The 24,308-nt window shown below is 62.8% G+C and carries 20 protein-coding genes, 1 tRNA gene and 1 pseudogene; 12 read left to right on the forward strand and 10 right to left on the reverse strand.

What is annotated here, in order from left to right; translation table 11 throughout:
- Positions 1-90 precede the first annotated feature (90 nt).
- From ASC90_RS03970 to ASC90_RS03995, 6 genes are read left to right on the forward strand one after another with little or no spacing between them, the layout of a single operon-like run.
- On the forward strand, positions 91-1,269 hold the full coding sequence (locus tag ASC90_RS03970; protein ID WP_056535652.1) for an acyl-CoA dehydrogenase family protein: 1,179 nt from the start codon (positions 91-93) through the stop codon (positions 1,267-1,269).
- An 11-nt stretch (positions 1,270-1,280) separates the two neighbouring features.
- A complete protein-coding gene (locus ASC90_RS03975) occupies positions 1,281-2,639 on the forward strand; it encodes an LLM class flavin-dependent oxidoreductase (RefSeq protein ID WP_056535654.1) in 1,359 nt (452 codons plus the stop codon).
- Between the two features lie 11 nt (positions 2,640-2,650).
- The gene (locus tag ASC90_RS03980) at positions 2,651-2,992 is read left to right on the forward strand and encodes a DUF3088 domain-containing protein (RefSeq protein WP_056535657.1); all 342 of its coding nucleotides are present in this window, start codon (positions 2,651-2,653) and stop codon (positions 2,990-2,992) included.
- Between the two features lie 13 nt (positions 2,993-3,005).
- The gene (locus tag ASC90_RS03985) at positions 3,006-4,226 is read left to right on the forward strand and encodes an acyl-CoA dehydrogenase family protein (protein WP_056535660.1); all 1,221 of its coding nucleotides are present in this window, start codon (positions 3,006-3,008) and stop codon (positions 4,224-4,226) included.
- Complete coding sequence (locus ASC90_RS03990; protein WP_056535662.1) at positions 4,223-5,548, forward strand: LLM class flavin-dependent oxidoreductase; 1,326 nt, start codon at positions 4,223-4,225, stop codon at positions 5,546-5,548. Before ASC90_RS03985 ends, ASC90_RS03990 begins: the two co-directional genes overlap by 4 nt.
- Positions 5,549-5,569: 21 nt before the next feature.
- Positions 5,570-6,418: an NADPH-dependent oxidoreductase gene (locus ASC90_RS03995; protein ID WP_056535665.1), complete on the forward strand. Its 849-nt coding sequence runs from the start codon at positions 5,570-5,572 to the stop codon at positions 6,416-6,418.
- Positions 6,419-6,442: 24 nt separating this feature from the next.
- On the opposite strand, the gene ASC90_RS04000 is transcribed toward ASC90_RS03995, so the two are convergent.
- Positions 6,443-7,453 carry a LysR substrate-binding domain-containing protein gene (locus ASC90_RS04000; protein ID WP_056535668.1) on the reverse strand — a complete coding sequence of 337 codons (1,011 nt, stop codon included), beginning with the start codon at positions 7,451-7,453 and terminating at the stop codon, positions 6,443-6,445.
- Positions 7,454-7,741: 288 nt separating this feature from the next.
- Here ASC90_RS04000 and ASC90_RS04005 point away from each other — a divergent pair, with 288 nt between their 5' ends.
- Positions 7,742-9,358 (forward strand): ABC transporter substrate-binding protein, encoded by a 1,617-nt coding sequence (locus ASC90_RS04005; RefSeq protein ID WP_056535672.1) that lies wholly within the window; start codon positions 7,742-7,744, stop codon positions 9,356-9,358.
- A 68-nt stretch (positions 9,359-9,426) separates the two neighbouring features.
- Here ASC90_RS04005 and ASC90_RS04010 read toward each other — a convergent pair whose 3' ends face one another.
- The 8 genes from ASC90_RS04010 to ASC90_RS04045 all read right to left on the reverse strand — a co-directional run bounded on the left by ASC90_RS04010 (position 9,427) and on the right by ASC90_RS04045 (position 18,202).
- Complete coding sequence (locus tag ASC90_RS04010; protein WP_056535675.1) at positions 9,427-10,842, reverse strand: FAD/NAD(P)-binding protein; 1,416 nt, start codon at positions 10,840-10,842, stop codon at positions 9,427-9,429.
- Between the two features lie 69 nt (positions 10,843-10,911).
- Complete coding sequence (locus tag ASC90_RS04015) at positions 10,912-11,874, reverse strand: amidohydrolase family protein (protein WP_056535678.1); 963 nt, start codon at positions 11,872-11,874, stop codon at positions 10,912-10,914.
- Between the two features lie 33 nt (positions 11,875-11,907).
- Complete coding sequence (locus ASC90_RS04020; protein ID WP_056535682.1) at positions 11,908-13,155, reverse strand: acyl-CoA dehydrogenase family protein; 1,248 nt, start codon at positions 13,153-13,155, stop codon at positions 11,908-11,910.
- A gap of 76 nt (positions 13,156-13,231) precedes the next feature.
- Positions 13,232-14,290, reverse strand: coding sequence for an aldo/keto reductase (locus ASC90_RS04025; RefSeq protein WP_056535685.1), 1,059 nt, complete (start codon positions 14,288-14,290; stop codon positions 13,232-13,234).
- A 13-nt stretch (positions 14,291-14,303) separates the two neighbouring features.
- Positions 14,304-15,239, reverse strand: coding sequence for an oligopeptide/dipeptide ABC transporter ATP-binding protein (locus tag ASC90_RS04030; RefSeq protein ID WP_056535688.1), 936 nt, complete (start codon positions 15,237-15,239; stop codon positions 14,304-14,306).
- Entirely contained in the window at positions 15,220-16,212 is a 993-nt protein-coding gene (locus ASC90_RS04035) for an ABC transporter ATP-binding protein (RefSeq protein ID WP_056535691.1), read from the reverse strand. The genes ASC90_RS04030 and ASC90_RS04035 overlap by 20 nt, the downstream gene beginning before the upstream one ends.
- Positions 16,212-17,216 carry an ABC transporter permease gene (locus ASC90_RS04040; protein ID WP_056535693.1) on the reverse strand — a complete coding sequence of 335 codons (1,005 nt, stop codon included), beginning with the start codon at positions 17,214-17,216 and terminating at the stop codon, positions 16,212-16,214. Before ASC90_RS04040 ends, ASC90_RS04035 begins: the two co-directional genes overlap by 1 nt.
- Positions 17,213-18,202 carry an ABC transporter permease gene (locus ASC90_RS04045; RefSeq protein ID WP_056535696.1) on the reverse strand — a complete coding sequence of 330 codons (990 nt, stop codon included), beginning with the start codon at positions 18,200-18,202 and terminating at the stop codon, positions 17,213-17,215. Before ASC90_RS04045 ends, ASC90_RS04040 begins: the two co-directional genes overlap by 4 nt.
- A gap of 273 nt (positions 18,203-18,475) precedes the next feature.
- On the opposite strand from ASC90_RS04045, the gene ASC90_RS04050 reads away from it, so the two are divergent.
- The 5 genes and pseudogenes from ASC90_RS04050 to ASC90_RS04070 all read left to right on the forward strand — a co-directional run.
- On the forward strand, positions 18,476-20,083 hold the full coding sequence (locus tag ASC90_RS04050) for an ABC transporter substrate-binding protein (RefSeq protein ID WP_056535744.1): 1,608 nt from the start codon (positions 18,476-18,478) through the stop codon (positions 20,081-20,083).
- A 25-nt stretch (positions 20,084-20,108) separates the two neighbouring features.
- Positions 20,109-21,287 (forward strand): LLM class flavin-dependent oxidoreductase, encoded by a 1,179-nt coding sequence (locus ASC90_RS04055; protein ID WP_056535698.1) that lies wholly within the window; start codon positions 20,109-20,111, stop codon positions 21,285-21,287.
- Positions 21,288-21,297: 10 nt separating this feature from the next.
- Positions 21,298-22,335: an ABC transporter substrate-binding protein gene (locus ASC90_RS04060; RefSeq protein WP_056535700.1), complete on the forward strand. Its 1,038-nt coding sequence runs from the start codon at positions 21,298-21,300 to the stop codon at positions 22,333-22,335.
- A gap of 19 nt (positions 22,336-22,354) precedes the next feature.
- Positions 22,355-23,509, forward strand: coding sequence for an acyl-CoA dehydrogenase family protein (locus tag ASC90_RS04065; protein ID WP_056535702.1), 1,155 nt, complete (start codon positions 22,355-22,357; stop codon positions 23,507-23,509).
- A 51-nt stretch (positions 23,510-23,560) separates the two neighbouring features.
- Positions 23,561-24,121, forward strand: a pseudogene (locus tag ASC90_RS04070) (LLM class flavin-dependent oxidoreductase); the annotation flags it as partial.
- 99 nt (positions 24,122-24,220) lie between these two features.
- On the opposite strand, the gene ASC90_RS04075 reads toward ASC90_RS04070, so the two are convergent.
- A tRNA-Met gene (locus ASC90_RS04075) sits at positions 24,221-24,297 on the reverse strand.
- Positions 24,298-24,308 lie beyond the last annotated feature (11 nt).

Here is a 24,308-nt window from a genome sequence, read left to right on the forward strand (position 1 = left end):
ATGTTTCTGGACTTGAGCGGCCGACCAGCCAACCGTTGGCGGGAAATGCGGGGGCGCACATGTCCCTTACTGTCATCCCAAGGAGGCAAGATGCCGTTCGAAACAGATGCTGACGACACGCTTCTGGCAAAGGCGACCGCGCTACGGCAGGCGTTTCACCTCGATGCCGTCGAGAGGGACAAACAGGGCGGCAGGCCCGTCGAACAGGTCAGGCTTCTGAAGGAAAGTGGCCTGCCCTCGGCACAGATCGCCAAGGGATATGGCGGCCAGGGCGCCTCATGGCTGACGATCCTGCGGATTGTCAGAGAGTTTGCCAAGACGGATGGATCGCTCGCCCATCTCTTCGGCTATCATCACCTGCCGCTCAACCTCATCCTGTTCCGCGGCTCGGCCGCCCAGAAGGAAAAGTGGCTGACCGGCTCGGCGGCGGGCAACTGGATCTGGAGCAATTCCGGAAACGCCTTGTCGAAAACGTCGAGCGGCGAAAGGACGGCGACAGGCTGGGTCATCAACGGTAGCCGCCCGTTCTCTTCGGGCTCGCATATCGCCGACTACATCCAGATCTCCTGGGAGAATACCGATGGGGCACGACTGACCGCCGCCGTTCCCGCCGACCGCGACGGCATCGTCATCGAGAACGACTGGGACGGCATCGGACAGCGACAGACAGGAAGCGGCACGGTGCGCTTCGTCAATCTCGAGGTTCAGGACGACGAGCTGATCAGTTCGCCGGACGTGCCGCTGACGCCTTATTCCTCCCTCACATCGCTCCTGCAGCAGAGCGTTCTGCTCAATGTCTTTGTCGGCAGCGCGCAAGGCATACTGGAGGAAGGCCAAGCCTATACGACGACGAGTTCACGGCCGTGGGTCTATTCCGGCGTCGAGCGGCACATCGACGACCCGTGGATCAAACGCCAGTACGGCGACCTCTATATCCGCACCCTCGCGGCAACGGAACTCGCCGACAAAGCCGCCCGCAGCCTCGATGCAGCCTACGCCCTAGGTCCATCGCTGACCGCCGCCGACCGTGGAGCGGCCGCGATCGATATCGCAACCGCCAATGTCTATGCCGGCGAGGTCGGGCTTGCCGTTTCCAGCGAGGTCTTCGAGGTCATGGGCGCCCGCTCGGCGACCAACGCCAATGGGTTCGACCGCTTCTGGCGCAATATCAGGACCCACACGCTTCACAATCCCGCCGAGTACAAGAAGCGCACCGTCGGCACATGGCTGCTGACCGGCGAATTCCCGGTGCCGGCCATCTATCGTTGAAAGGAACCGCAATGGCGAAACGCAAGGACAAGATCAAGCTCGGCGCATTTCTGCTCTTCACCGGGCACCACGTCGCCGCATGGCGGCATCCAAAGGCTTCCGTCGACACCGAGTTCGAGAACTATCTGGAACTGGCCAAGCTCGCGGAAGCGGCGAAGTTCGACACGATCTTCTTCGCGGATGGCGTTGCCGCGCGCATCAAGGATGTCGAGGCGGCCAGCCGCAAGGCCCATAGCGGCGTCTATCCATTCGAACCCATCACCCTGCTCTCCGCACTGTCGTCCGTCACCCGCAACATCGGGTTGATCGCCACCGCTTCCACCAGTTACTCCGATCCCTATAATCTGGCCCGGCAATTCGGTTCGCTCGACCGGTTGAGCGGCGGCCGCGCCGGCTGGAACCTGGTGACTTCCTCCGACCCCGACGCCGCCTTCAATTTCGGCCACGAGGCACAGATCCTCCATTCCGACCGCTATGAGCGCGCGGAGGAATTCGCCGACGTCGTGCTCGGCCTCTGGGACAGCTGGGAGGACGATGCCTTCCCGCGCGACCGCGAAAGCGGCCGGTATTTCGACCCGACCAAGCTGCATCGCCTCGATCACAGCGGAAAGCACTTCAAGGTCCGCGGGCCGCTCAATATTCCACGCTCGCCGCAGGGCCGACCTGTTGTCGTTCAGGCCGGCGCCTCGGAGCCCGGCAAGGAGCTCGCCGCCCGCACCGCGGAAGCCATCTTCGCCGCCCAGATCACCTTGGAGGAAGCCACCAGCTTCTACGCCGACGTCAAAGGGCGGCTTGCCAAATACGGCCGCTCGCATGACGATCTGAAGATCCTGCCCGGTATTTTCCCTGTTGTCGGCCGCACGCGATCGGAGGCGCAGGAGAAGTTCGAATCCCTTCAGGAGCTTATTCAGCCCGAGGTCGGCTTGAACCTGATTTCGCAGCTTTCCGGCGTTGACCTCAGGGACTATCCGCTTGATGGACCCGTGCCCGAAAATCTTGCCACAACAAACGCCGGCAAGAGCCGGCAGGCGCTGGTTCTTGATCTTGCCCGGCGCGAGAACCTCACGATCCGGCAACTCTACCTGCGCATTGCCGGCGCGCGCGGCCATTGGCAGGTGGTCGGCACACCCGACGAGATCGCCGACACGCTGGAGGAGCGCTTCGAAAACTATGGCGCCGACGGCTTCAATATCATGGCGCCGATCATGCCGGGCGGGCTTTCCGATTTCATCGAGCTCGTGGTGCCGGAACTGCGCCGGCGCGGTCTCTTCCGCCACGAATATGAAGGCACCACACTGCGCGAAAACCTTGGCCTCAAGCGCCCCGAGAACAGCCGCGCCGCCAATCGCAGCGCAGTCGCGGCAGAATAAGGAGAACAGACATGAGCCGCGACACGCTCTTTCTCATCGCCCCCGGCTTCCCGGATCCGAAACGGCCTGGCCAGACCTTCGTCTGCCCCCATTGCAACGCCATTGAGGGCTTGCTTGCCAGCTTCCCCGAGCTTGCGAGCCGGATCGACGTACAGCGTGTGCCATTCCCTCGCCCGCGTACGCGCGTGATCGAGGCGGTTGGTGAGGAGAACCAATCCTTGCCGGTTCTGGTGCTCGCCTCCAATCCGCCGCCTGACGCCGCGGACTGGAAAGGCAAGCGCTTCGTCTCCAAGACAAGCCGCATCCTCGAGCTGCTTGCCGAGCGACATGGTTTTCCGCGACTTCACGACTGACAGAGGAAAGACGATGACCGTAAAGCCCTCAGGCTTCGAACAAGCCCTGTTGCCTCCCGTGCTCTTCGAGCCGGACCAGACCAATCCCTATCTCGCCAAGGCAGTCGAACTCAGAAACATCTTCGCCGTCGATGCCATCGAGCGAGATCAACAGGGCGGACGTCCCACCGAGCAGGTCCGGCTCCTCAAGGAAAGCGGCCTCGTCAATCTGCTCATTCCCAAGGAATTCGGTGGCGAGGGGCAGCCTTACTCCACGGCGCTGCGCATCGTGCGTGAGTTCGCCAAGGTCGATGGCTCGCTCGGCCATCTCTTCGGCTATCACTTCAGCCCGATCCAGAATGCGCTGACGAGCGTCCACGACGAACGATCGGCCGCGATCCTGCGACGCTCGGCCGAGGGTCGCTGGTTTTGGGGCAACACCACGAACAGCTTTTCCAAGAGCTTGTTCGGCAGGAAGGTCGAATGTGGCGTTTTGTTGAACGGCTATCGGCCATTCGCCTCCGGCTCGCACGTCGCCGACTATCTGATGGTCGCATGGGAGGACGAGGCGACGAACGCGCGCAGCTTCGCCTATATTCCCGCGAACCGACCCGGCATCACGATCGCGGACGATTGGGACGGTATCGGGCAACGGCAGACCGGCAGCGGTCGCGTCTTCTACAAGGATGTTGCGATCAAGGATGACGAAATCCTGTCGGAACGTCCCAAGGACGCCATCTCGCTGCTCGCGCCTCAGCAGCAGCAGAGCGTTCTCCTCAACGTCTTCATCGGCAGCGCCCAGGGCGCGCTTATCGCTGCACGCGACTACACCATTACGAAATCCCGCCCATGGATCTATTCAGGCGTCGAGCGCCATGCCGACGATCCGTGGATCAAGCGGCAATACGGCGAGCTCTGGACGAAGGTCCAGGCCGCCACCGCGCTCGCCGGCCGGGCCGCCAACGCCATCGACGCAGCCTATGCCAAGGGTCCGGCGCTCACGGCGGAAGAGCGCGGTGCCACCGCAATCGCGGTCGCCGCGGCCAATGTGCTGGCCGGCAAGGTCGCGCTCGAGGTCACCAGCGAAATATTCGAGGTGATGGGAGCCCGCTCGGCGGCGCGTCCCTATGGCTTCGATCGCTTCTGGCGCAACGTTCGCATCCACACGCTCCACAATCCGGCTGAGTACAAGACCCGCAATGTCGGCTCATGGTTCCTGACCGGCGATTATCCCGAACCGGGGGTTTTCCAATGAGCGGACGGCAGCTGCACCTCAACATCAATATCCTCCACTCCGGTTTTTCCCCTGCCGCCTGGCGCATGCAAGGCAGCGATCCCCGCGCCTCCTTCGACATCAACCACTACATCAAGGTGGCGAAGATCGCCGAACGCGGCGCCTTCGACGCGGTCTTCCTTGCCGATCAGGCAGCCATATCGGACCGCATCGACTTCCGGCCGCTGACCTCGCTGGAGCCGACCATCGTTCTCGCCCTGGTCGCGGCCAACACCGACCGCATCGGGCTGATAGCCACCGCCTCGACCACCTACAACGAGCCCTACAACATTGCCCGGCGCTTCGCGACGCTCGATCATGCCAGCGGCGGGCGCGCCGGCTGGAATATCGTCACCAGCGCGGACCTGGCGCAAAGCAGAAACTTCGGCCTCGACAAGCCCGTGGCGCATGCAAGTCGCTATGAACGCGCCGGCGAATTTGCCACCGTGGTCAAGGCACTCTGGGATAGTTGGGAGGAAGAGGCCTTCGTCGGCGACATCACGACGGGCCGCTTCGTCGATCCCGGGCGCGTCCACCCGATCGCCCATAGCGGCAAGCATTTTTCAGTGCATGGACCGCACAATATCCCGCGCCCGCCGCAGGGCCACCCTGTCGTCGTGCAGGCAGGCGGATCCGACGACGGACGCGAACTCGCGGCCGAACATGCCGAAGCCGTCTTCTCCGCTTCGCAATCCTTCGAGGAATCCCTGGACTACGCCAGGGACCTGCGCCGTCGTGCTGCCCGTTACGGACACCGGGAAAACAGCATCCTCGTGCTTGCGGGCCTCGCCACCATCATTGGTAGCACGGAGGCGGAAGCCCAGCGAAGGCAGGAGGAGCTTCGCGACTTGATTCCTTTGGAATACAGCCTCGCCCGGCTGGCGGGGGTCTTGCAGGTCGACCAGACGAGGCTCGAACTCGACAAGCCGTTGCCTGATGATATCCCGCTGCCGGCGGACGGCGGGCATACGTTCTTCCGCGCCACGCTGGCGCTGGCCCAGCGGCAGGGCTTGACCGTTCGCGGCCTGATCCGGGCACTCAATGGCGGCACCGGCCACCGCACGATCGTCGGCACCCCTGCCGCCATTGCCGATGACATCGAGACGTGGTTCAGCGCCGGCGCCGCGGATGGCTTCAATCTGATGCCTGACGTGCTGCCGCATGGTCTCGAGGTCTTCGTCGACGAGGTGGTCCCGATCCTGCGTCGGCGCGGCCTCTTCCGGCGCGAATATACCGGCCGCACACTGCGCGACCACCTTGGCCTGTCACGACCCCACAACCCCTACGCCAGCGCGGCGGAATGACGCCCCGGAAAAGGACATCCTATGACGCCATCCCCTGCTGCAAAACCAAACGGCGTCGATCGACTGGCGGCCCTCACCGCCCACCGCTACCGCCAGGTGCAGCACCTCGGCTGCGAATGGAACGAAACGATCGATACGCTGCTTTCGCACCGCAGCGTGCGCAGCTACTTGCCGGATCCGGTTCCACACACCGCGGTCGAGCTAGCCGTCGCCGCGGCACAATCGGCTGCCAGCTCCTCCAACCTGCAGGCATGGAGTGTCGTCGCCGTCGAAGACCCTGAGCGTCGTAACCGGCTGAATGCCGTTGCCGGCAACCAGCGTCAGATCGCCCAGGCGCCACTCCTGCTCGTCTGGCTCGCGGATCTTGCCCGGCCGCGTGCGATCGCCGCGCAAGGCGGCTCGGCCGGAGAAGGCCTCGACTACACCGAGAGCTTTCTGCTTGGCGTGATCGATGCGGCGCTCGCCGCGCAGAACGCGGTGGTCGCTCTTGAATCATTGGGACTTGGAACCTGCTACATCGGCGCAATCCGCAACGATCCGGAAACGGTGGCGCGGGAACTCGCCTTGCCGGAGGGCGTCTTCCCGGTTTTCGGCCTGACGGTCGGCTTTCCCGATCCGGCGCAACCTGCCGGCGTGAAGCCACGCCTGCCGCAGTCGACGGTTCTGCACCGCGAGCAATATGCGGATGCCACACGCATGCGGGATCTTGCCAGTTACAACAAGGCGTTGAAAGCCTTCCAGGCGGAGCAGGCCATGCCATCGGTCGACTGGAGCGATCAGGTTCGCAACCGGATCGGCACCGTCGAGGCGTTGAAGGGTCGGCACGTGCTTGCAGCCGTCGTGCGCAGGCTCGGGTTTCATCTCAAGTAGCGCAGCCGGAGTTTTAGGAAGAGTTCACTCGGCCGCCATCATGTCGGCGGCCGGCCGGATACGCCGCATGATAATCTCGTCCATCGTCTGCAGGGCGCGCGCTTCGGCGAGCAGCCATTCGCGAAACAACTCGACACGCATCTGCCGCGCCGCATGCGCCGTGGTGGCGAAGAAATAGGATGAACTGATCGGTTGCGGAACGCCGAAAGGGCTGACCAGGCGCCCGGAGCGGATATCGGCTTCCGCCAACCTGATCTTGCCAAGCCCCAATCCCTGCCCGGCGGCAGCGGCATCAAGGACGAGAGAGGATTGGTTGAGCCTGAAACCGCCTTGCGACGGATGATAGGAAAATCCGGCGGCGCGCAGCCACCCGGCCCAATCAGGAAAGGACTGATCGTGCTCGGCTCCCTCCTCATGCAACAGCGGCACATGCTCGATAGCGCTCGGACTGCCCCATAGCCCCTGGGCGTCGGCGAACTCCGGACTGCATACCGGCAGCACGGCTTCGGAGAAGAGATGATCGACGACAAGCCCCGGATAGTGCCCGCTGCCGTAGCGGATCACGCAATCGGCATCGCCCGCATCGAGGTTGGTCAACTGTGTCGATGCATCGACCAGAACTTCCAAGCCGGGGGCCGCACGTCGAAGTGCATCGAGACGGGGTATCAGCCATTTGCTGGCGAAGGAAGGAGCCACCGAGATGCGGATCGGCTGTTCATGATCGCTCTGAACGAACTGGGCCATCGCCGCGAGAACAGCGTCGAAGGCGCCCGTCAGGCCTGGCACCAACGCCAGCCCCGCCGAGGTCAGATGCAGCTGGCCACGGACACGGTCGAACAGCGGCTGACCGAGGTAATCCTCGAGAAGCCTGATCTGCTGGCCAACAGCCGCGGAGGTGACGTGCAACTCCTCGGCGGCGCGCACGAAATTCAAGTGTCGCGCCGTCGCGACGAAGGCCCGTAGCGATGTCAGTGGTGGTAGCCGCGCAAGAGTCGGCTGGATTGCTTTTCTACGGGTGTCGGCAAAGGTGCTCATAAGGCGATAGCACCATAAACCCGCCCCTGAAGACGAGAACGCGCATTGCGTCCAATCCCGCGCGCGGAACATTTTCTTGCGCCGGAAGCGTGGATCATGGATGCAAAAACTCATTTTCAAAAATTGTCTATATTTTTGGTAGATAATTGAATCAGCCCTGTCCCCCGACGCGAAGTTTTCCTTTGCCAGACGCGGAGAAAAACATTCTTCCGGTTTTGCACCACGCTGCCCGATGATTGCGGGGACACGCTTCGATGGAGGCGTCCCATTGCAATTCAGGGGGTATTCATGGACATCAGCAGACGCCAACTCAACAAGCTTCTCGCCGCGACCGGCCTTACCGCGTTGGTCCCTTTCACCGCGTTCGCCGAGACCGCGGCACCGACAAAGGGCGGCACCTTGAACTTCATCGTCGAGCCGGAGCCGCCGACGATCCTGGCGCTAGCCCACACGGCGGGCGGCACCCAGAAAGTAAGCCCCAAGATCACCGAAGGTCTCCTGACCTACGATTTCGACCTGACGCCGAAACCGCAGCTTGCGACGGAATGGTCGATCAGCGACGACAGGCTGAGCTACACCTTCAAGCTTCGCCCGAACGTGAAATGGCACGATGGCAAGCCTTTCACATCGGATGATGTCGCCTACTCCATCGAGCTTCTGAAGCAGGTCCACCCGCGCGGGCGCGGCACCTTCGCCAATGTCACGAAGGTCGAAACGCCGGACCCGCTGACTGCCGTGATCCGGCTTTCCAAGCCAGCCCCTTACCTGCTGAGTGCGCTTTACGCGGCGGAATCGCCGATTGTGCCAAAGCACATCTACGACGGCGTCAAGATTGCCGACGTGCCGACCAATCCGAATGGCGGCGCCCCGATCGGCACCGGTCCGTTCGTCTTCAAGGAGTGGGTACGCGGATCGCACATCATCCTGGAACGCAACCCGGACTACTGGGACGCCGGCAAGCCCTATCTAGACCAGATCATCGTCCGCTTCGTGCCCGATGGCGCAGCACGTGCGGCCGGCTTCGAAACCGGTGAATTCGATATCGGTGGCGACAATCCAATCCCGTTGAGTGATCTTGAACGCGTAAAGGCACTCCCGAACATCGGCGTCGATTCCCGTGGCTACGAGACGAAGGGCGACCAGACGCAGCTGATCTTCAATCTCGACAACGAGTATCTGAAGGACGTCCGCGTTCGCCGCGCCATCGCCCACGCGATCGACCTCGACGTCATCCTGAACACCGTGTGGTACGGTTACGGCCACGTTTCGCCGAGCCCGATCAGCACCTTCCTGCCACGTTATCTCGACACCTCGATAAAGCCTTATGCCTACGATCTGAAGGCCGCCGAGCAATTGCTCGACGAAGCCGGCTACAAGCGCGGCGCGGACGGCGTGCGCTTCGACCTGCGTCTCACCCACAATTCCTACAATGAAGGGTTCAAGCGGGTCGCCGAATATCTGAGGCAGAACCTGACGCGCATCGGCATCAACGCCACGATCGATTCCTACGATTTCTCCACCTACATCAAGAAGGTCTACACCGAGCGCGCCTTCGACGTGACGGCCGAATATCTCGGCAACCAGTTCGATCCGACGCTCGGCGTACAGCGTGTCTACTGGTCGAAGAACTTCAAGCTCGGCCTGCCCTTCTCGAACGCCAGCCACTACGCCAATCCGGAGGTGGACAAGCTGCTCGAAGCCGCATCCGTCGAGATCGACGATGCGAAACGCAAGCAGCAATTCTCTGCCTTCCAGAAGATCATTGCCGATGAAGTGCCAGTGGTGAACCTGATTTCTCTGGAGAACGTCACCGTTTTCAACAAGCGGGTCAAGAACCACACGATCGGGGCAGAGGGCGTGCAGTCCAATTTCGCGGATGTCTACATCAAGGACGGCGAAGGCTGAGGCGAGGCGGGCGGATCTGGCCGAGAAAGGGGCGCCGCGAGGCGCCCCTTTCTGCTTTTGCGATGAGATCAGGCGATCCGGATCGGCGTAAATTTCGCGAGGATGCGATCAGCAAGCGCAATCGCCTGGGTACGCTGCTCGGTGATCGAACTCGATTCCCACGCGACGCCACGCAGCGGATGCCCGATGGCACTGAGATTCCGATGAACAAGGCCTTCCTCGTTGATGAGGTCTCCCGCAGGCGTCGCATCGATGCCATAGCCAGTGCTGTGGGGGCGAACCTCGCCGCTTGCGAGCAGGCCCTTCACGAATGGATCGGAGACGCGGCGCCAATCATGCAACTGATGACCACGGCAATCGATCACCCCATCGAACGAAACGGTCTCGACGTCCACTCCCGTCTTCAGCCTGGCTGCGATATCGCTGCCTTCGACGGCAAATCCGAGGATGCGGGCGCGGCCGTGCTCCAGCCGGCCTTCCGAAATGACACTGTCGACGACCTGGTGGCTTTCCGGCGCCGAGCGGTGCGCCGTCACATCCCAGAACGCTCTGAGATGCCTGGTGAACCGCAGCCGTTCGCGATCGCTCGCACCCTGCCATAGCGAGAGGATGTGAGGGCGGATCGCCAGCGGCAGCCCCTGCCAGTCCGCGCCATGGGCCGAAATCTCCCGTCGCTCCGCCTTGACCCGCGATAGCAGTTCGCGCGCGGTGACCGGCAAGGGGCCGTCGGCCAGAAAGTCGCGTGCCGCGTCGACCGTCCTGCGCCCCTCCACGAACTGGCCACGACGGGATATCACCCGGTAGCGCCCACGATAACCTCTTGCCTCCATGCTGGCGATGGCATCGACCATCGACAGACTTGAACCGATCAGCAGGATTTCATGGCAGTCGACCAGGCGATCGAGCGCGCGTGCGTCCCAGGGATTGGCAGCAAAGCGCGGATGGCCGGCAAGCTGGGATTCGGTTGCCGACAGCCGAGGTTGGAAGGCGCCAAGGGCCAGGATGGCCTCGTCAGTCTCCACGACGGCGCCGTCGGCGGTCGTGATCCGGATTCGGTTCGGCGCAGCCACGAGTGCTGAGGCTGAGGACCGGATATGCCGCAAGGTCGAGCCAAGCCGCGCGTTTGCCACCGCACGCGCGAGTTCGTCGCGAACATAGGTACCGTAGAGATAGCGCGGCGGGCTGCTTGAGCCCGCCTCGGCAGGCGGCGTCCAGCCATTGGCGGGCCCGTTTTCGACAAGCCAGCGCGAAAGATGCCCTGGGTCTTCGGGATGGAGGGAGAAGATCTCCGCCGGTCCGTTGACGAGATGAACCGGCTCTGGCGTGCTATAGGCGATGCCGCGGCCGAGCTCCTCGCGCCGTTCAATGATGGTGATCGCCAGGGGCACTTCGGTTCGGTCGAGCAGCTTGAGCGCGGTCAGCGCGCCGGCAAAGCCGCCCCCAACGATGGCAACGGAGTGATGCGGAATACGATCGATGCGCAATGGACCTCCTCTCCCATCGGTGTCGATAGGGCGTGATATGACGGCCTATGAAAATGGGCTGACGCGCCGTTATGCGATCAGCCGGTCGCGGTTGCGGCGATGACCTTTCAGAAGTTCGAGGGCATTGCGGCTGGCAATCAGCTCCGCCTCATGCGCGCTCAATCCGGCCTCCTTAAAGGCAGCAGCCAGTCCATCCTGCGTCGGGTCGTATCCGAGAATCGGCCAGTCACTGCCGGTCAGCACGTGATCGGCGTCAACGAGGCTGGTCACGAAGCGAATGAACCGCGCTTCCGACGGCATGATGTCGATATAGAGATGACGTCGCTTGCCCTCCGGAGCGTCCGCAAAAATGGAAGGCAGTTCGCCAAAGGGGCCGGTCAGCGCAAGCGCCGAAACCCCGAGTGCGGTGATGACGACCCGAAGGTCCGGCAACTCCTCGAAGACGCCCGATGTCACCAGCGAGATCGCGGCGGCGGCGTTGATTGTGCCCCGGCTCAGGCGGGTGCCGAGCCTGCCAAGGCCGGACAGCTGCGTCGTAAGCGGATCGGGATTGATGGGATGCAGGAAGACGGGAACGCCGAGTTCTGCGGCGACCCGCAGCACAGGCCTAGCCTCCGGCGCATCGATCAGCCTGTCGCCCTTTGCACTGTCGAGAAACAGACCGGACAGATTGAGGTCGACGATGGCGCGTCGCGCCTCGGCGGCGGCAGCCTCACCGCCAAATGCGTCGACAGTTGCCAAGGCGAAAAGCCGATCCGGATGGCGCGCCACCGTCGCCGCGAGATCGTCGTTCAGCCGGCGGCTGACTGCGCCGAGATCCGCATCGGGCGCCGCGACCATGGAGAGGGCAACGCCAATCACCCGCCGCGATATGCCGGCCGCATCGCTGTCGGCGATCAGCGCATCGATATCGGAGATCTTCGTGCCGATCCGCGCCCAGAGCGGATCGAGCGGGCGACCCGGCGCGCGATAGACTTCCCAGCCCTCCGGCAGGAAATGCGTATGGAAATCGACGATATCGAGCTTGCTCATGGTGTCTCCGTGACAATCGCTGCGCGGCAGGCCTTAGAAGACCTTGCCTTCCTCCAGGTGCGTCGTGGTTCCGTTGATGTAGAAATCGCCGACCACGCGCGCCTTGTGCAGCAGCGGGTTATGGTTGAGCACCGTCCGGATGTTGCGCCAGTGCCGGTCGAGATTGAGATGACTCGACGTCGCGGAGCCGCCGCCGAGTTCGAAGACGTTGGTGGCGGCGGCAAGCGCGATTTGCGAGGCGACGATCTGCGTCCGGGCGGTCGCCAACGCGCTCTCGATCAGGGCGGTCTCGATCGTCTGCGGATCGTTCGCGCTGAACGCAGCGGCCGTTCTGTCCAGCGCGCGGGCGCTTTCGCGGATCAGCGTATCGACGGCAAAGGAGCCGGCGGCGATCTCCCCGAGAATCTTCTGCACGAAGGGATCGGCATTGGCGGTTTCGGCCGCGCTATGGGCCGCCGAGCGCGCCTGCCGGCGGACATACTCCGTCCCCTCGGCCAGCACGCCGCGCACAGCGCCCGCCATCGAGGCAGCGAGGTGAAGCTGCCGCAAGGTCGAGGTGTGGCGACCGACCAGCGTGTTGAGCCCGCGCGTGGAAATCTCGTGCGGCAGAACCTCGACATTTTCGAGCAGGACGCCACCGCTTGCCGTCAGCCGCTGGCCCATGCCATCCCAGTCGTCGAGAATGGAAATGCCGGGGCGATCGACGGGCAGCAGAACGCCCACGAACGTGCCTTCGTCGTTCTTCGCGCTGAAGGAGGCGAAGTCCGAAAATGCCGTTCCCGTCGCATACCATTTGCGGCCGTTAAGCCGGTAGTGATCGCCTGATTTCGTCAGCAGCGTCGTCACTTCGCCAGGGCGCTTGGTGCCCTGCTCCGTGTGCGCACCGCCGAAGAGCTTTCCGGAGAGAACGCGGCGGAGCTGCGTGCGATCGATGGCGGTGTTGGGAGTAAGAATAAGGTTTTCGGTAAAGTTGAAGTGGCTGCGCAGGGCATGTGCGACATTCGAATCCGCCGCCCCAATCGCCATGATCATGTCGATGTAATCCGCAACCGAGCCGCCGGGGCCACCGAGCGCGGCCGGAATACGTAGCGCGCCGAGCCCCGCTTCCTTGAACAGCCGGAAGGCTTCGAAGGGAAGCTCCCGCTCCAAATCACGCTTGGCCGCCTCTTTCGATATTTCCGCTGTCAGATCAGGGATTTTCGCAAGCAGCGCCGAGAGATCGCCGCCCTCCTGCGCAGGCGCGGGCGTAGCGGTCAGTGCTGAAGGAGCGGTATTCGGCATGCGGGAACCTTCTCGGCAGGGAAAGAGATGGAGGGATCCGCCAGCGCGGCGGATCCCCTATGCCATGATCGTCAGATCAGGCGACTGCGCGTGTCAGCGGCACGACATTGTCGGCACCACCGGCAGCACTACGCGGCACCCGGCCCTCGACCGGATGGCTCGGATCGTTGAAGCCTGCGGTCGAGGGATGACCTGTCGTGACCAGTCGGTCGACCAGCGCCTCGTCCTCGGCATCGAGCTTGACATCAAGTGCGCGGATGTAGCTGTCCCAATGCTCCTCGGTGCGTGGGCCGGTGATCGCGGCCGAGATCAGCTTGTTGTTCAGCACCCAGGCAAGCGCGAACTCGGTCGGCGAAATCCCCTTGCGGGTGGCGTGCGCCGCGATCTCGGACGCGATAGCGATCGATTCAGGCCGCCATTCGGTCTCGAGGATGCGCTTGTCGCCACGACCGGCGCGGGTATCGGCGGCCGGCTCCTTGCCCGGCTCGTACTTGCCGGTCAGGACGCCACGGGCAAGCGGCGAGTAAGAGACGACGCCGAGACCATAGTGATGAGCAGCCGGCAGCTGCTCGGCTTCAGCGGTACGGTTGACGATGTTATACAGCGGCTGGCTTGCCACCGGACGGTCGATGCCGAGTTCATCGGCAAGCTGTGCGATCTCCGCGATACGCCAGCCACGGAAGTTCGAGACACCGAAGTAACGCAGCTTTCCGGCGCGGATAAGGTCGGCTATCGCACGAACCGGTTCTTCCAGCGGTGCGTCGAAGACGGCGCGGTGGAAGTAGAGGATGTCGATATAGTCGGTGTTGAGGCGACGGAGCGAGTTCTCCACGGTCTCGATCACCCACTTGCGGGAATGACCACCGAGGTTCGGGCCTTTCTTGTGCGAATTGACGAACTTCGTCGCCAGCACCCAGTGGTCACGATGCGCCTTGATACCCTTGCCGACAACCTCTTCGGATTTGCCGTCGTGATAGACATCGGCCGTGTCGATGAAGTTGATCCCCTGCTCGCGCGCCTTGTCGATGATGCGGAACGCGACGTCGTCGGGCGTTGGGCCACCGAACATCATCGTTCCCAGGCTGAGCGGTGACACCTTGAGCGCGCTGCGCCCGAGATAGCGATAATCGACCATTGTATTCTCCTTCTTACTGAGCGTGATGGCAGGCAGCGGCATGGCTGCTGCCGAACTGGCGGAACGCCGGGTCTTCAGCCCGGCAGATATCTGTGGCGAGCGGACAGCGCGTATGAAAACGGCAGCCGGAAGGTGGATTGTGCGGGCTTGGCAGATCGCCGGTGATCGGCGCGGCCTGCTTGCGCCGCGACGGATCGGGCACCGCTGCGAGCAGCGCCTGCGTGTAGGGATGCTTGGCGCCCGTCCACAACTCGCTCGTCGGAGCACTCTCGACGATGCGGCCGAGATACATGACGAGCACGCGATCGGCGAAATAGCGCACGACCGAGAGATCATGGGAAATGAAGAGATAGGAGAGCGACAGCTCCGTCTTCATATCGACCAGCAGGTTGAGGATCTGCGCCTGGATCGACAGGTCGAGCGCCGAGACGGGCTCGTCGCAGATCACCAGTTCCGGCTGGAGGATCAAGGCGCGTGCGATACCGATCCGCTGGCGCTGGCCACCCGAGAACTCGTGCGGAAAGCGATCGAGCGAATCCGCTGGCAGGCCGACATGCTCGACCATCCGGGCAGCGATTGCTTCGCGTTGCTTGCGCTCCCCAATGCCATGGACCGCAAGCGGCGCCGTCAGGATCGTGCGTATCGTCTGCCTCGGGTTGAGAGAGGCGAAGGGATCCTGGAAGATCATCTGGATACTGCGCCGGACCGACTGCAGTTCGCGTCCCGCCATGGCGGTGACGTCCCTGCCCTTGAAGGTGACGTTCCCGGACGACGGATCGACAAGCCGTACTAATGATTTGCCGAGCGTGGACTTGCCGCAACCGGATTCGCCGACCAGCGCCACCGTCTCGCCTTCGGCGATGTCAAGCGAGACACCGTCGACGGCGCGAACCGTGCCGGAAGCCCCGGGGTAATGCGTCGAGAGCCGATCAACCGACAGAAGCGACATGAGCCTTCTCCGCAATGGCTGGAACATAGGGGCACGCCACCTGCCGGCCAGCCGGCAGTGCGATGAGCTGCGGCACCACGGAAGCGCAGGAAGGTCGCGCCACCGGACAGCGTGGGCGGAACGAACAGCCCTTCTCGCCGGCCGCCGAAACGATCGAGCCCGGGATTTCCGTGAGTGGCCCGTCGCGATAGTGGTAATCGGCCTTCAGGCGTGGCGATGCCGACAGGAGGCCATTGGTATAGGGGTGGTAAGGCTTCTCGAACACCTCGCCCGGCAGCCCCTCCTCGATCTTGCGCCCTGCATACATGACGACGACGCGATCGGCCCATTGCGCGACGATACCGAGATCGTGGGTGATCAGGATGACGGCCATGTTCAGCTGCACACGAAGATTATCGAGCAGCTGCAGCACCTGCGCCTGGATCGTCACGTCGAGCGCCGTCGTCGCCTCGTCGGCGATTAGCAGTTTCGGATTGCAGGCGACCGCAATCGCAATCATCACCCGCTGGCGCATGCCGCCAGACAGCTGGTGCGGATAGTCGTCGATACGACGGCGGGCCTCGGGAATGCTGACGAGATCAAGCAGTGCAATGGCGCGCTCCCTAGCCTGACGCCGGCTGAGATCCTCATGAATGCGCAGCACTTCGATAATCTGATCGCCGATCGTCAGCACCGGATTGAGTGATGTCATCGGCTCCTGAAAGATCATGGCGATGTCGCGGCCACGGATCCGGCGCAATTCTCTTTCCTGAAGCCCGACAAGATCTCGGCCATCAAAGCGGATCTGTCCGCCGGCCCGCGCGTGCCGCGGCAACAAGCCCATCAGCCCGAGCGCAGTCAACGACTTGCCGGAGCCGGATTCTCCGACGATGGCCAGCATCTCGCCCGGATTGGTGGAAAAGCTGACGCCCTTCACAGGTTCGGCCGACCCGAAGCCCACAGAGAAATCGGAAACCTCCAGAAGCTTGGCCATCAGCGTTCCTCCGAGAAGCGCGGATTGAGCGCATCGTTCAAGCCGTCGCCGATCAGGTTGAGCGCAAGCACGGTGAAGACGATCGCCAGACCCGGCAATGCCGTCAGGTACCAGGCGGTGCGGATCACATCGCGTCCGGCACCGATCATCGAGCCCCAGGAGACGCGGTTGGGATCGCCAAGCCCCATGAAGGAGAGCGCCGATTCCATCAGGATCGCACTCGCCACCATTACAGAGGACGTAACGATCAGCGGCGGCAGCGCATTGGGAAGAATCTCGCGGAAGATGATGCGGGCATGGCCGAAGCCCAAGCTGCGGGCGGCCTGCACATAGTCCTTCTCACGGATGGCCCGGAATTCCGCGCGCGTCAGCCGCGCTACCGTCGGCCAGCTGACGATCGCGATTGCTATGGTCACGGTTCCCGTCGTCGGCTGGGCGATCGCCACGAGAACGACAAGCAACACGAAACTCGGAATGGTCTGGAAAATCTCGATGAACTTGACCAGCACAGTGTCGATCCAGCCACCGAAATAGCCGGCAACGGCCCCCACGACGATCCCGACGGTCAGCCCCAGCGCGGTGGCCGCGAGACCCACGGTAAGCGATATCCGCGCGCCATGGACGATGCCGGCGAGCACGTTGCGGCCCATAGAATCCGTGCCGAGCGGATAGGCCGGATTCTGCCCGGGCCATAGGAAGGGTCGCGCCACCATCTCGAGCGGGTCGCCTGGAAAGAGAAGCGGTGCAAACAGCGCCGACAGAGCGACAAGTAACAGAATGCCCGTGCCGAAAAGCGCGTTGTAGTTGCCGAGGAAGATCTTCAGCTCGCGACGCATGCCGCGCCAGGCCGTGCCCGAGACGGAGGCGCGCACGTCAGGCGCGTGGATATGCGTCCAGCGCGGCTGCTTGGGCACTTCCGCTGTCGATTGGCTGGTCTCGGTCTTTGTCTGAGGCGCAAAATCGATCGCCCGGCCGGCCAGTGTTCCAAGTTTCTGACTGTTCATCGGCTTGCTCCAATTCGGGGATCGATCCACGCCTGCAGAAGGTCGACGACCGCGTTGGCGACGATCACGAGGAAGGATGAAAGCAGAAGGATGCCAAGCAGTACGCTGAAATCGCGCGCCATGACGGCTTCGAAAGCAAGGCGCCCGAGCCCCGGCCAGCTATAGACTGTCTCGACCACCACCGCCCCGCCGAGCATGCCCCCGAAGTGCATTCCGGCCAAGGTCGTGATCGGGATGAGAGCGTTGCGAAGCACGTGTCGCGTGGTCAGTACGAAGGGCGAGACGCCCTTGGCGCGCGCTGTGCGCACGAAATCCTGCGACTTGACTTCAAGCATGGAGGCGCGCGTCAGCCGGGCATAGATCGCGAGATAGAAGAGTGCGAGCGAGGTTGCCGGCAACACCATGTAACGCAATCTGTCGAGCAGTGCCGGCAGACCCGTCAGCCGCGAGCCGATCGTGCTGTCACCGCCGCTCGGCAGCCAGCCAAGCTTCACCGAAAAAAGAAGGATCAGCATCAGGCCGATCCAGAAGCCTGGGATTGAATAGAATAGCAGCGAAACAACCGAGATGATCCGGTCAGGCAAGCGCCCGGAGAAGGTTGCCATCAGCGAACCCAACAACAGGCCGACCGCGATCGCGATGGCCAACGCCGTCAGCATGAGGAGAAGCGTGCCCGGCAAACGCTGGCCGATCAGATCGGCAACCGACATGCCGTAGCGCGGTGAGAAGCCGAGACTGAAATGTGCGAGGTTGTTCAGGTAGTTGGCGAGCTGAACCAGGATCGGATTGTCGAGCCCGAACCGCTCTCGCAGCGCAGCCATCGTCTCGACCGTTGCCGATCCAGATTCCGCCGCCATCACATCGGCCGCATCGCCGGGCGCAAGCTTCAACAGGAAGAAATTCAAGATGACGATCCCGAGCATCGTAGGCACGGCCTGGATGATCGTCCTGCTGATCGTTCGACCGATCCGCCTGTAAGCCGACATGTGCCCTACCCCGCGATCTGAAAAGATTTCACCTCGTCTTGTCGCTTAGTAGTTGACTAATTCTGTGGGTTTTGTCAAATCCATATTGGTAAATATTTCCAACAACATCGCCTTATAGCGATCTTCTAGAAACATAATACCGTATATCGTGACGTGAAAGAATTTTATGCCACTTCGCAGCAATGATGGGGCAAAAATCTCTAAAGCAGGATCGATCTGCGGAATGGCACTGAGCGGGCCGCGATGGCCCCGAGATGATGAGGGTTGAACAAGATGACTCTATTCCCTGCACCCACACGCCGCAGCTTTCTCCTGGCCTCGGTCGCACTCGGCGTTACCGCAACAGCCCGGCTTCCGGCCTTTGCGGCGGCCGCCACGCGCGGCGGCACGGCAACGCTCCTTCTGGCAGCCGAGCCACCTGTCCTGACAACGATCGCCCATACGGCCTACAATGCGGTCTACGTCTCGCCGAAGACCACGGAAGGCCTCCTGACCTACGACTTCGAGCTCAATCCAAAACCGCTGCTGGCCAAAGAGTGGACCGTCAGCCCCGATGGCCTGACCTATGCCTTCAAGTTGCGCGAAGGTGTGAAATGGCATGACGGTCAGCCCTTCACCTCCGCCGACGTCGCCTTTTCGATCAAGACGCTGAAGGAAGTTCATCCGCGCGGGCGCAACACATTCCTCAATCTCGTCGACATCGAAACGCCCGACGCGCAGACGGCTATCCTCAAACTGTCAAAGCCGGCGCCTTATCTGATCACGGCTCTTGCCGCCTCCGAAACGCCGATCGTGCCACGCCACATCTATGAGGGAACCAAGGTCGCCGAGAACCCCGCCAATCTGGCGCCGATCGGCACCGGTCCCTTCAAGTTCAAGGAATGGGTGCGCGGCAGCCATCTCGTCTATGAGCGCAACCCCGATTACTGGGATCAGCCCCTCCCCTATCTCGACCAACTGATCATCCGCTTCATTCCTGATGCTGCCGCTCGCTCGATCGCGATCGAGACCGGCGAAATCGATCTCGCGCCCTCGACGCCTGTGCCGCTCAGCGACCTCGAACGGCTGCAGAGCGCCGAAGGGCTGGCTTTCGAGACCAATGGCTATCAGTACCAGAACGGCGTCAGCCGCATCGAGTTCAACCTCGAGCGCCCGTTCTTCAAGGACGTGCGGGTACGCCGGGCCTTCGCCCACGTGATCGATCGCAACGTCATCCTCAACACCATCAACTACGGCTACGGCGCCGCCATCCCCGGCCCGATCAATCCAAACCTTGCAAAATGGTACGTGCCGGACCTCAAGACCTATCCGATCGATCTCGCCGCAGCCGAGAAGCTCCTTGATGAGGCTGGCTATCCGCGCGGCGCCGATGGCATCCGCGCCAGTATCAATCTCGACTACGTGCCGAGTGGAGAAACCTATCCGCGCGGCTCCGAGTATATCCGCCAGGCATTGGCCAAGGTCGGTATCAACGCCACCGTTCGCAGCCAGGATTTCGCGACCTATACGAAGCGCATCTACACTGATCGCGACTTCGACTTCGCTTTCGAGGGCATGAGCAACCTCTTCGACCCGACAGTCGGCGTGCAACGCCTCTACTGGAGCAAGAACTTCAAGCCGGGCGTCCCCTTTTCGAACGGCGCTGCCTACAGCAACCCCAAGGTCGACGAACTCCTCGAGGCAGCCGCCATCGAGGTCGATCCGAAGAAGCGCGTCGAGCAGTGGCGCGAGATCCAGCAGATCCTCGTCGAGGACGTCCCGGCCATCGACATCGTCAGCCAGCCGGAACTGACGATCTACAACAAGCGCATCTCCGATCACACGGTCGGTGGCGAAGGCGTCGCAGGCAGCCTCGCCTTTGCCTACGTCGCAGCATCCTGATCGTCCAGCAAACGGGAGCCTATCCATGTCCATTCAACACCCGCCCGGATCAATCGTCGGCCTGCCGAAATTCGCCGCCCCGACCGATTTCCCTGACAGCCCGCTGTCGCAGGCGCTGAAACAGCCCGTCCTGCTCGGCCTCTTCCTGCCGATCCAGGCCGGCGGCTGGACGCAATCGACGCTTGAACGATCGACCGACTGGCGCTTCGACTACAACAAGGCCTTGACGCTCAGGGCCGAGGAGCTTGGCTTCGATCTCGTCTTCGCGCTGTCGCAATGGCTACCGAAAGGCGGCTATGGCGGCGTCTTCGACGGCCATGCGCTCGACAGCTTCGTATCGACCGCAGCACTGGCGGGCCTCACGAAGAAGATCATGCTGATCTCTACCATGCATGTGCTTTACGGCCCGTGGCATCCGCTGCATCTGGCGAAATTCGGGGCAACGCTCGACCATATCACCGGCGGGCGCTGGGGCATCAACGTGGTCACCGGCCACCGGGCAGTCGAGCACGAGATGTTCGGCTGGCCACGCATCGAGCACGACAAGCGCTACGAACTGGCCGCCGAATTCCTCGAAGTCGTTCAACGCCTCTGGAGCGACAGCGAGAACTTCTCCTTCGAAGGCGAAAGCAGCTGGAAGCTCGGGGGCGGCTTCGTGACGCCGAAGCCTAATTTCGGTCGCCCGATCCTCGTCAACGCCACTGGCTCCGATGCCGGCATTGCCTTTGCCGGTCGCTACTCGGATATCGTCTTCATCACCAGTCCGACCGGTGCCGACATCGACAGCGCGCTGGAATCTCTGCCGGCGCACACGAAACGCGTCAAGGACGCGGCAATCGGCGTCGGCCGCACCGTGCGCACCCTGCTCAATCCGATGGTGATCTGCCGGCCGACGGAGAAGGAAGCGTGGGAACTGGCCGACCGTATCGTTGCCCACGCAGACCAGCGTTCGCCGCAAGGCTTCCAGTCGCTGAACTCGGACGCGCAGGCCTGGAAGGGCCGTGATCCGCAGGATCCCTACCGCGCCATCGGCGGCAATATCCGCGTCATCGGCTCGCCTGAACAGGTGGTCGATCAGTTCGTCAAGCTGAAGGAAGCCGGCGTCGATGGCCTGCAGCTCAGCTTCTTCGACTTCCGCGACGACCTCGAATTCTTCGGCTCGGACGTCCTGCCGCTGATGAAACAGGCCGGCCTGCGCCACTAGGAGAAACGCCATGACACGTAATGCCATTTCCGAAATCTGGTACACGCGCTGCCCGGTGCCGACGCCCGTCGGCCTTGCCGCGCAACTCGGTTATCTCGAGGAAAACTTCCGCAAAGACGGCGTGACACTGAAGTCGATCATCGATTCACCGGATCGCAACATCCGCCAGAGCCATTTCAACCACACGCTCGACTGGTCGTTCCGCCATGGCGGCAATGTCCCGCCGATCCGCGCCCGTTCCGAGGGACGCAAGACACGGCTGGTCGGCATCACCTGGACCGACGAGTTTCAGGCGATCATCACGCTGCCGGACACCGGCATCAAGGCCACCAGGGACCTGAAGGGTCGCCGCTTCGGCATCGCCCGCCGGCCGGAAGGTATCGTCGACTTCATGCGAGCCACCGCATTGAAGGGGCTTATCTCCGCCCTCTCGCTCGAAGGCTTGGTGATCGGCGATGTCGAGATCGTCGATATCGCGCTTTCTGAGTCCGTACTGTCGACGCAGGAAGGCTCATCGCTGTTCGGGCTGAAGCGCCGGCAGGCCTATGGCGAGGAGGTCGCGGCCCTCATTCGCGGCGACGTCGATGCCATCTATGTGAAGGGCACGGCTGGGATCAACGTCGCCAACCTCATCGGCGCGGTCCAGGTGGCCGAGTTCGGCTTTCATCCCGATCCGAAGATCCGCATCAACTCCGGCTCGCCGCGGGTGCTGACGGTGGATGAACTGCTGGCCGACGAACGGCCGGATCTCGTCACCCGCCTGCTGGAATCGATCTTCAAGGCAAGCGCATGGGCCGAAGCTCATCCCGAGGAAACGAGACGTTTCGTCGCCCGCGAGGCAGGCGCCACGGAAGAGCAGGTTCTCGCCGCCAATGGCCCTGACATCCACAAGCACCTTGGCCTTGGGCTGCAGCCCGAGCTGGTCGATGCAATCGGCCACTACAAGGATTTCCTGCGCGATTTCGGCTACCTCGCCGCCGACTTCGACATCGCTGAATGGGTCGACCGTCGTCATATCGACGGCTTCAACAGGCGCGCCGTGGCCTGAACCGGGAGACTGAAAAACCATGCTTCAGGAAAAAATCGACCCGGTGGACAAGGCACGGCGGCTCGCCATCGATTTCGCCGAACGCGCCGCGCATTACGATAAGACGGGGGATTTCCCGTTCGAGAATTTCACCCGTCTCTTCGAATCCGGCCTGCTCGGCCTGGTCACCGCGCGCGAGCATGGCGGCCATGGCGGCGGGCTCGCTGAGGCTCAAGCTGTGATCAGCGAGATCGCGCGTGGCGAGCCTTCGACGGCGCTGGTACTGGCCATGCACTATAACAGCCACTACAGCCTGCGCCGCTTCGCGAAGTGGCCGGCCCATCTTGCCGACCGGGTCCTGACGGCCAACCGGCTCGGCCCGGCGCTGATCAATGCCGCCCAGGCCGAGCCGCGCATCGGCTCTCCCGCACACGGCGCGCTGCCAGAGACCATCGCGCGCCGCGACGGCGACGTGTGGCGCATCACCGGCCACAAGAGCTACGTGACCGGCATACCCGTGCTCAAATGGGTATCGCTGCTGGCGCTGACAGAAGAGGATCAGCCCCGGCTGGCGTCCTTCCTCGTTCCCACCGACAGCCCCGGCCTGCGAATTGAAAAGGCATGGAATGCCGCCGGCATGCACGCGACGGCCAGCGACGATATCATTCTCGATGACGTCGTCATCCCACTGGACGACATCGTCGAATTCCAGCCTGCCTCGGAACCGCTACGCCGCGAGGAGCACGCGACAGCCTTCTTCTTCTCGCTGATCGGCGCGGTCTACCATGGCGTGGCGCTTTCCGCCCGGGATCGCGTGCTCGCCTTCGCCGCCCACCATACACCGGCAAGTCTCGGCGCTCCGCTATCCACGGTCCCGCGCATTCAGGATGGCTTGGGAGAGATTGAAGTCCGGCTGGCAACCAATGCCCGCTTGCTGCGCTCGCTTGGCGAGGACGTCGATGCCGGCCGGGTCGTGGGAATGGACGGCATGCATGTCCGCCACGTCGTCATCGACAACGCGGTTGCGATTACCAGCCTCGCCCTCGACCTCGCCGGGAACCCCGGCCTCAATCGCGATTTTCAGCTGGAGCGCCACCATCGTGACGCCATCACCGCCCGTTCGCATGCACCGCAGAGCCACATGATCAGAACGATCGCCGCACGCAGCGCGCTCGGCCGGCTCGTAGCGCGATAGCTGAGCCACCGGCGCGCCTTCCCTGTTCGATTTCATGAATGCAGGCAGATTATGAGCAACGACAGCGAATTCCTCTGGTACATACCGAACGACACCAGGCCGGGTCACCGCGGCGATGACGCAGTGGAAAACCACAATAGTCTGGCGACGTTGACTGAGCATGCCAGGGCACTCGAAGACCATGGCTGGAAAGGGGCACTCATCGGAATGGGATGGGGTAGGCCCGACACGTTCACCGTCGCGACCGCGCTCGCGATAAGCACGCGGACGTTCGAGCCGTTGATCGCAATCCGTCCGGGCTATTGGCGGCCGGCGAACTTTGCCTCCGCCGCCGCGACGCTCGACCTTCTCACCGGCGGTCGTGTCCGTGTCAATATCGTCTCCGGCCTCGACAATCTCGCCGCCTATGGCGACCACGAGGGCGACCAGGCACAGCGCTACGGCCGAACAAAGGAGTTTACGCGGCTGGTCCGCAGGCTCTGGACCGAAGAGAACGTCAATCATGACGGCGAGCATTTTGGCGTCGCTAAATCGACAGTCATGCCACGCATCGAAACCAAGGGGGGCCGTCGTCACCCCAAGCTCTATTTTGGCGCCGCCGCCGAGGCGGCCGTATGATCGGCTCTGGTCGTTGAGCTGCTTTGCGCACGCAAAAAGCCCTTCGGGTTAGCGAAGGGCTGTGTATGATCGAGCTGATTTTGCAAGTTTCGTTGGTTGCGGGGGCAGGATTTGAACCTGCGGCCTTCAGGTTATGAGCCTGACGAGCTACCGGGCTGCTCCACCCCGCGTTACCAGGTTT

Source organism: Rhizobium sp. Root1220, from assembly GCF_001426265.1.
GTDB lineage: Bacteria > Pseudomonadota > Alphaproteobacteria > Rhizobiales > Rhizobiaceae > Rhizobium.

What these genes read in the sequence shown, in the direction of transcription:
- ASC90_RS03970 (WP_056535652.1), top strand. Translation starts at nt 91, where the DNA reads ATGCCGTTCGAAACAGATGCTGACGACACGCTTCTGGCAAAGGCGACC.
- ASC90_RS03975 (WP_056535654.1), top strand. Translation starts at nt 1,281, where the DNA reads ATGGCGAAACGCAAGGACAAGATCAAGCTCGGCGCATTTCTGCTCTTC.
- ASC90_RS03980 (WP_056535657.1), top strand. Translation starts at nt 2,651, where the DNA reads ATGAGCCGCGACACGCTCTTTCTCATCGCCCCCGGCTTCCCGGATCCG.
- ASC90_RS03985 (WP_056535660.1), top strand. Translation starts at nt 3,006, where the DNA reads ATGACCGTAAAGCCCTCAGGCTTCGAACAAGCCCTGTTGCCTCCCGTG.
- ASC90_RS03990 (WP_056535662.1), top strand. Translation starts at nt 4,223, where the DNA reads ATGAGCGGACGGCAGCTGCACCTCAACATCAATATCCTCCACTCCGGT.
- ASC90_RS03995 (WP_056535665.1), top strand. Translation starts at nt 5,570, where the DNA reads ATGACGCCATCCCCTGCTGCAAAACCAAACGGCGTCGATCGACTGGCG.
- ASC90_RS04000 (WP_056535668.1), bottom strand. Translation starts at nt 7,453, where the DNA reads ATGAGCACCTTTGCCGACACCCGTAGAAAAGCAATCCAGCCGACTCTT.
- ASC90_RS04005 (WP_056535672.1), top strand. Translation starts at nt 7,742, where the DNA reads ATGGACATCAGCAGACGCCAACTCAACAAGCTTCTCGCCGCGACCGGC.
- ASC90_RS04015 (WP_056535678.1), bottom strand. Translation starts at nt 11,874, where the DNA reads ATGAGCAAGCTCGATATCGTCGATTTCCATACGCATTTCCTGCCGGAG.
- ASC90_RS04020 (WP_056535682.1), bottom strand. Translation starts at nt 13,155, where the DNA reads ATGCCGAATACCGCTCCTTCAGCACTGACCGCTACGCCCGCGCCTGCG.
- ASC90_RS04025 (WP_056535685.1), bottom strand. Translation starts at nt 14,290, where the DNA reads ATGGTCGATTATCGCTATCTCGGGCGCAGCGCGCTCAAGGTGTCACCG.
- ASC90_RS04030 (WP_056535688.1), bottom strand. Translation starts at nt 15,239, where the DNA reads ATGTCGCTTCTGTCGGTTGATCGGCTCTCGACGCATTACCCCGGGGCT.
- ASC90_RS04035 (WP_056535691.1), bottom strand. Translation starts at nt 16,212, where the DNA reads ATGGCCAAGCTTCTGGAGGTTTCCGATTTCTCTGTGGGCTTCGGGTCG.
- ASC90_RS04040 (WP_056535693.1), bottom strand. Translation starts at nt 17,216, where the DNA reads ATGAACAGTCAGAAACTTGGAACACTGGCCGGCCGGGCGATCGATTTT.
- ASC90_RS04045 (WP_056535696.1), bottom strand. Translation starts at nt 18,202, where the DNA reads ATGTCGGCTTACAGGCGGATCGGTCGAACGATCAGCAGGACGATCATC.
- ASC90_RS04050 (WP_056535744.1), top strand. Translation starts at nt 18,476, where the DNA reads ATGACTCTATTCCCTGCACCCACACGCCGCAGCTTTCTCCTGGCCTCG.
- ASC90_RS04055 (WP_056535698.1), top strand. Translation starts at nt 20,109, where the DNA reads ATGTCCATTCAACACCCGCCCGGATCAATCGTCGGCCTGCCGAAATTC.
- ASC90_RS04060 (WP_056535700.1), top strand. Translation starts at nt 21,298, where the DNA reads ATGACACGTAATGCCATTTCCGAAATCTGGTACACGCGCTGCCCGGTG.
- ASC90_RS04065 (WP_056535702.1), top strand. Translation starts at nt 22,355, where the DNA reads ATGCTTCAGGAAAAAATCGACCCGGTGGACAAGGCACGGCGGCTCGCC.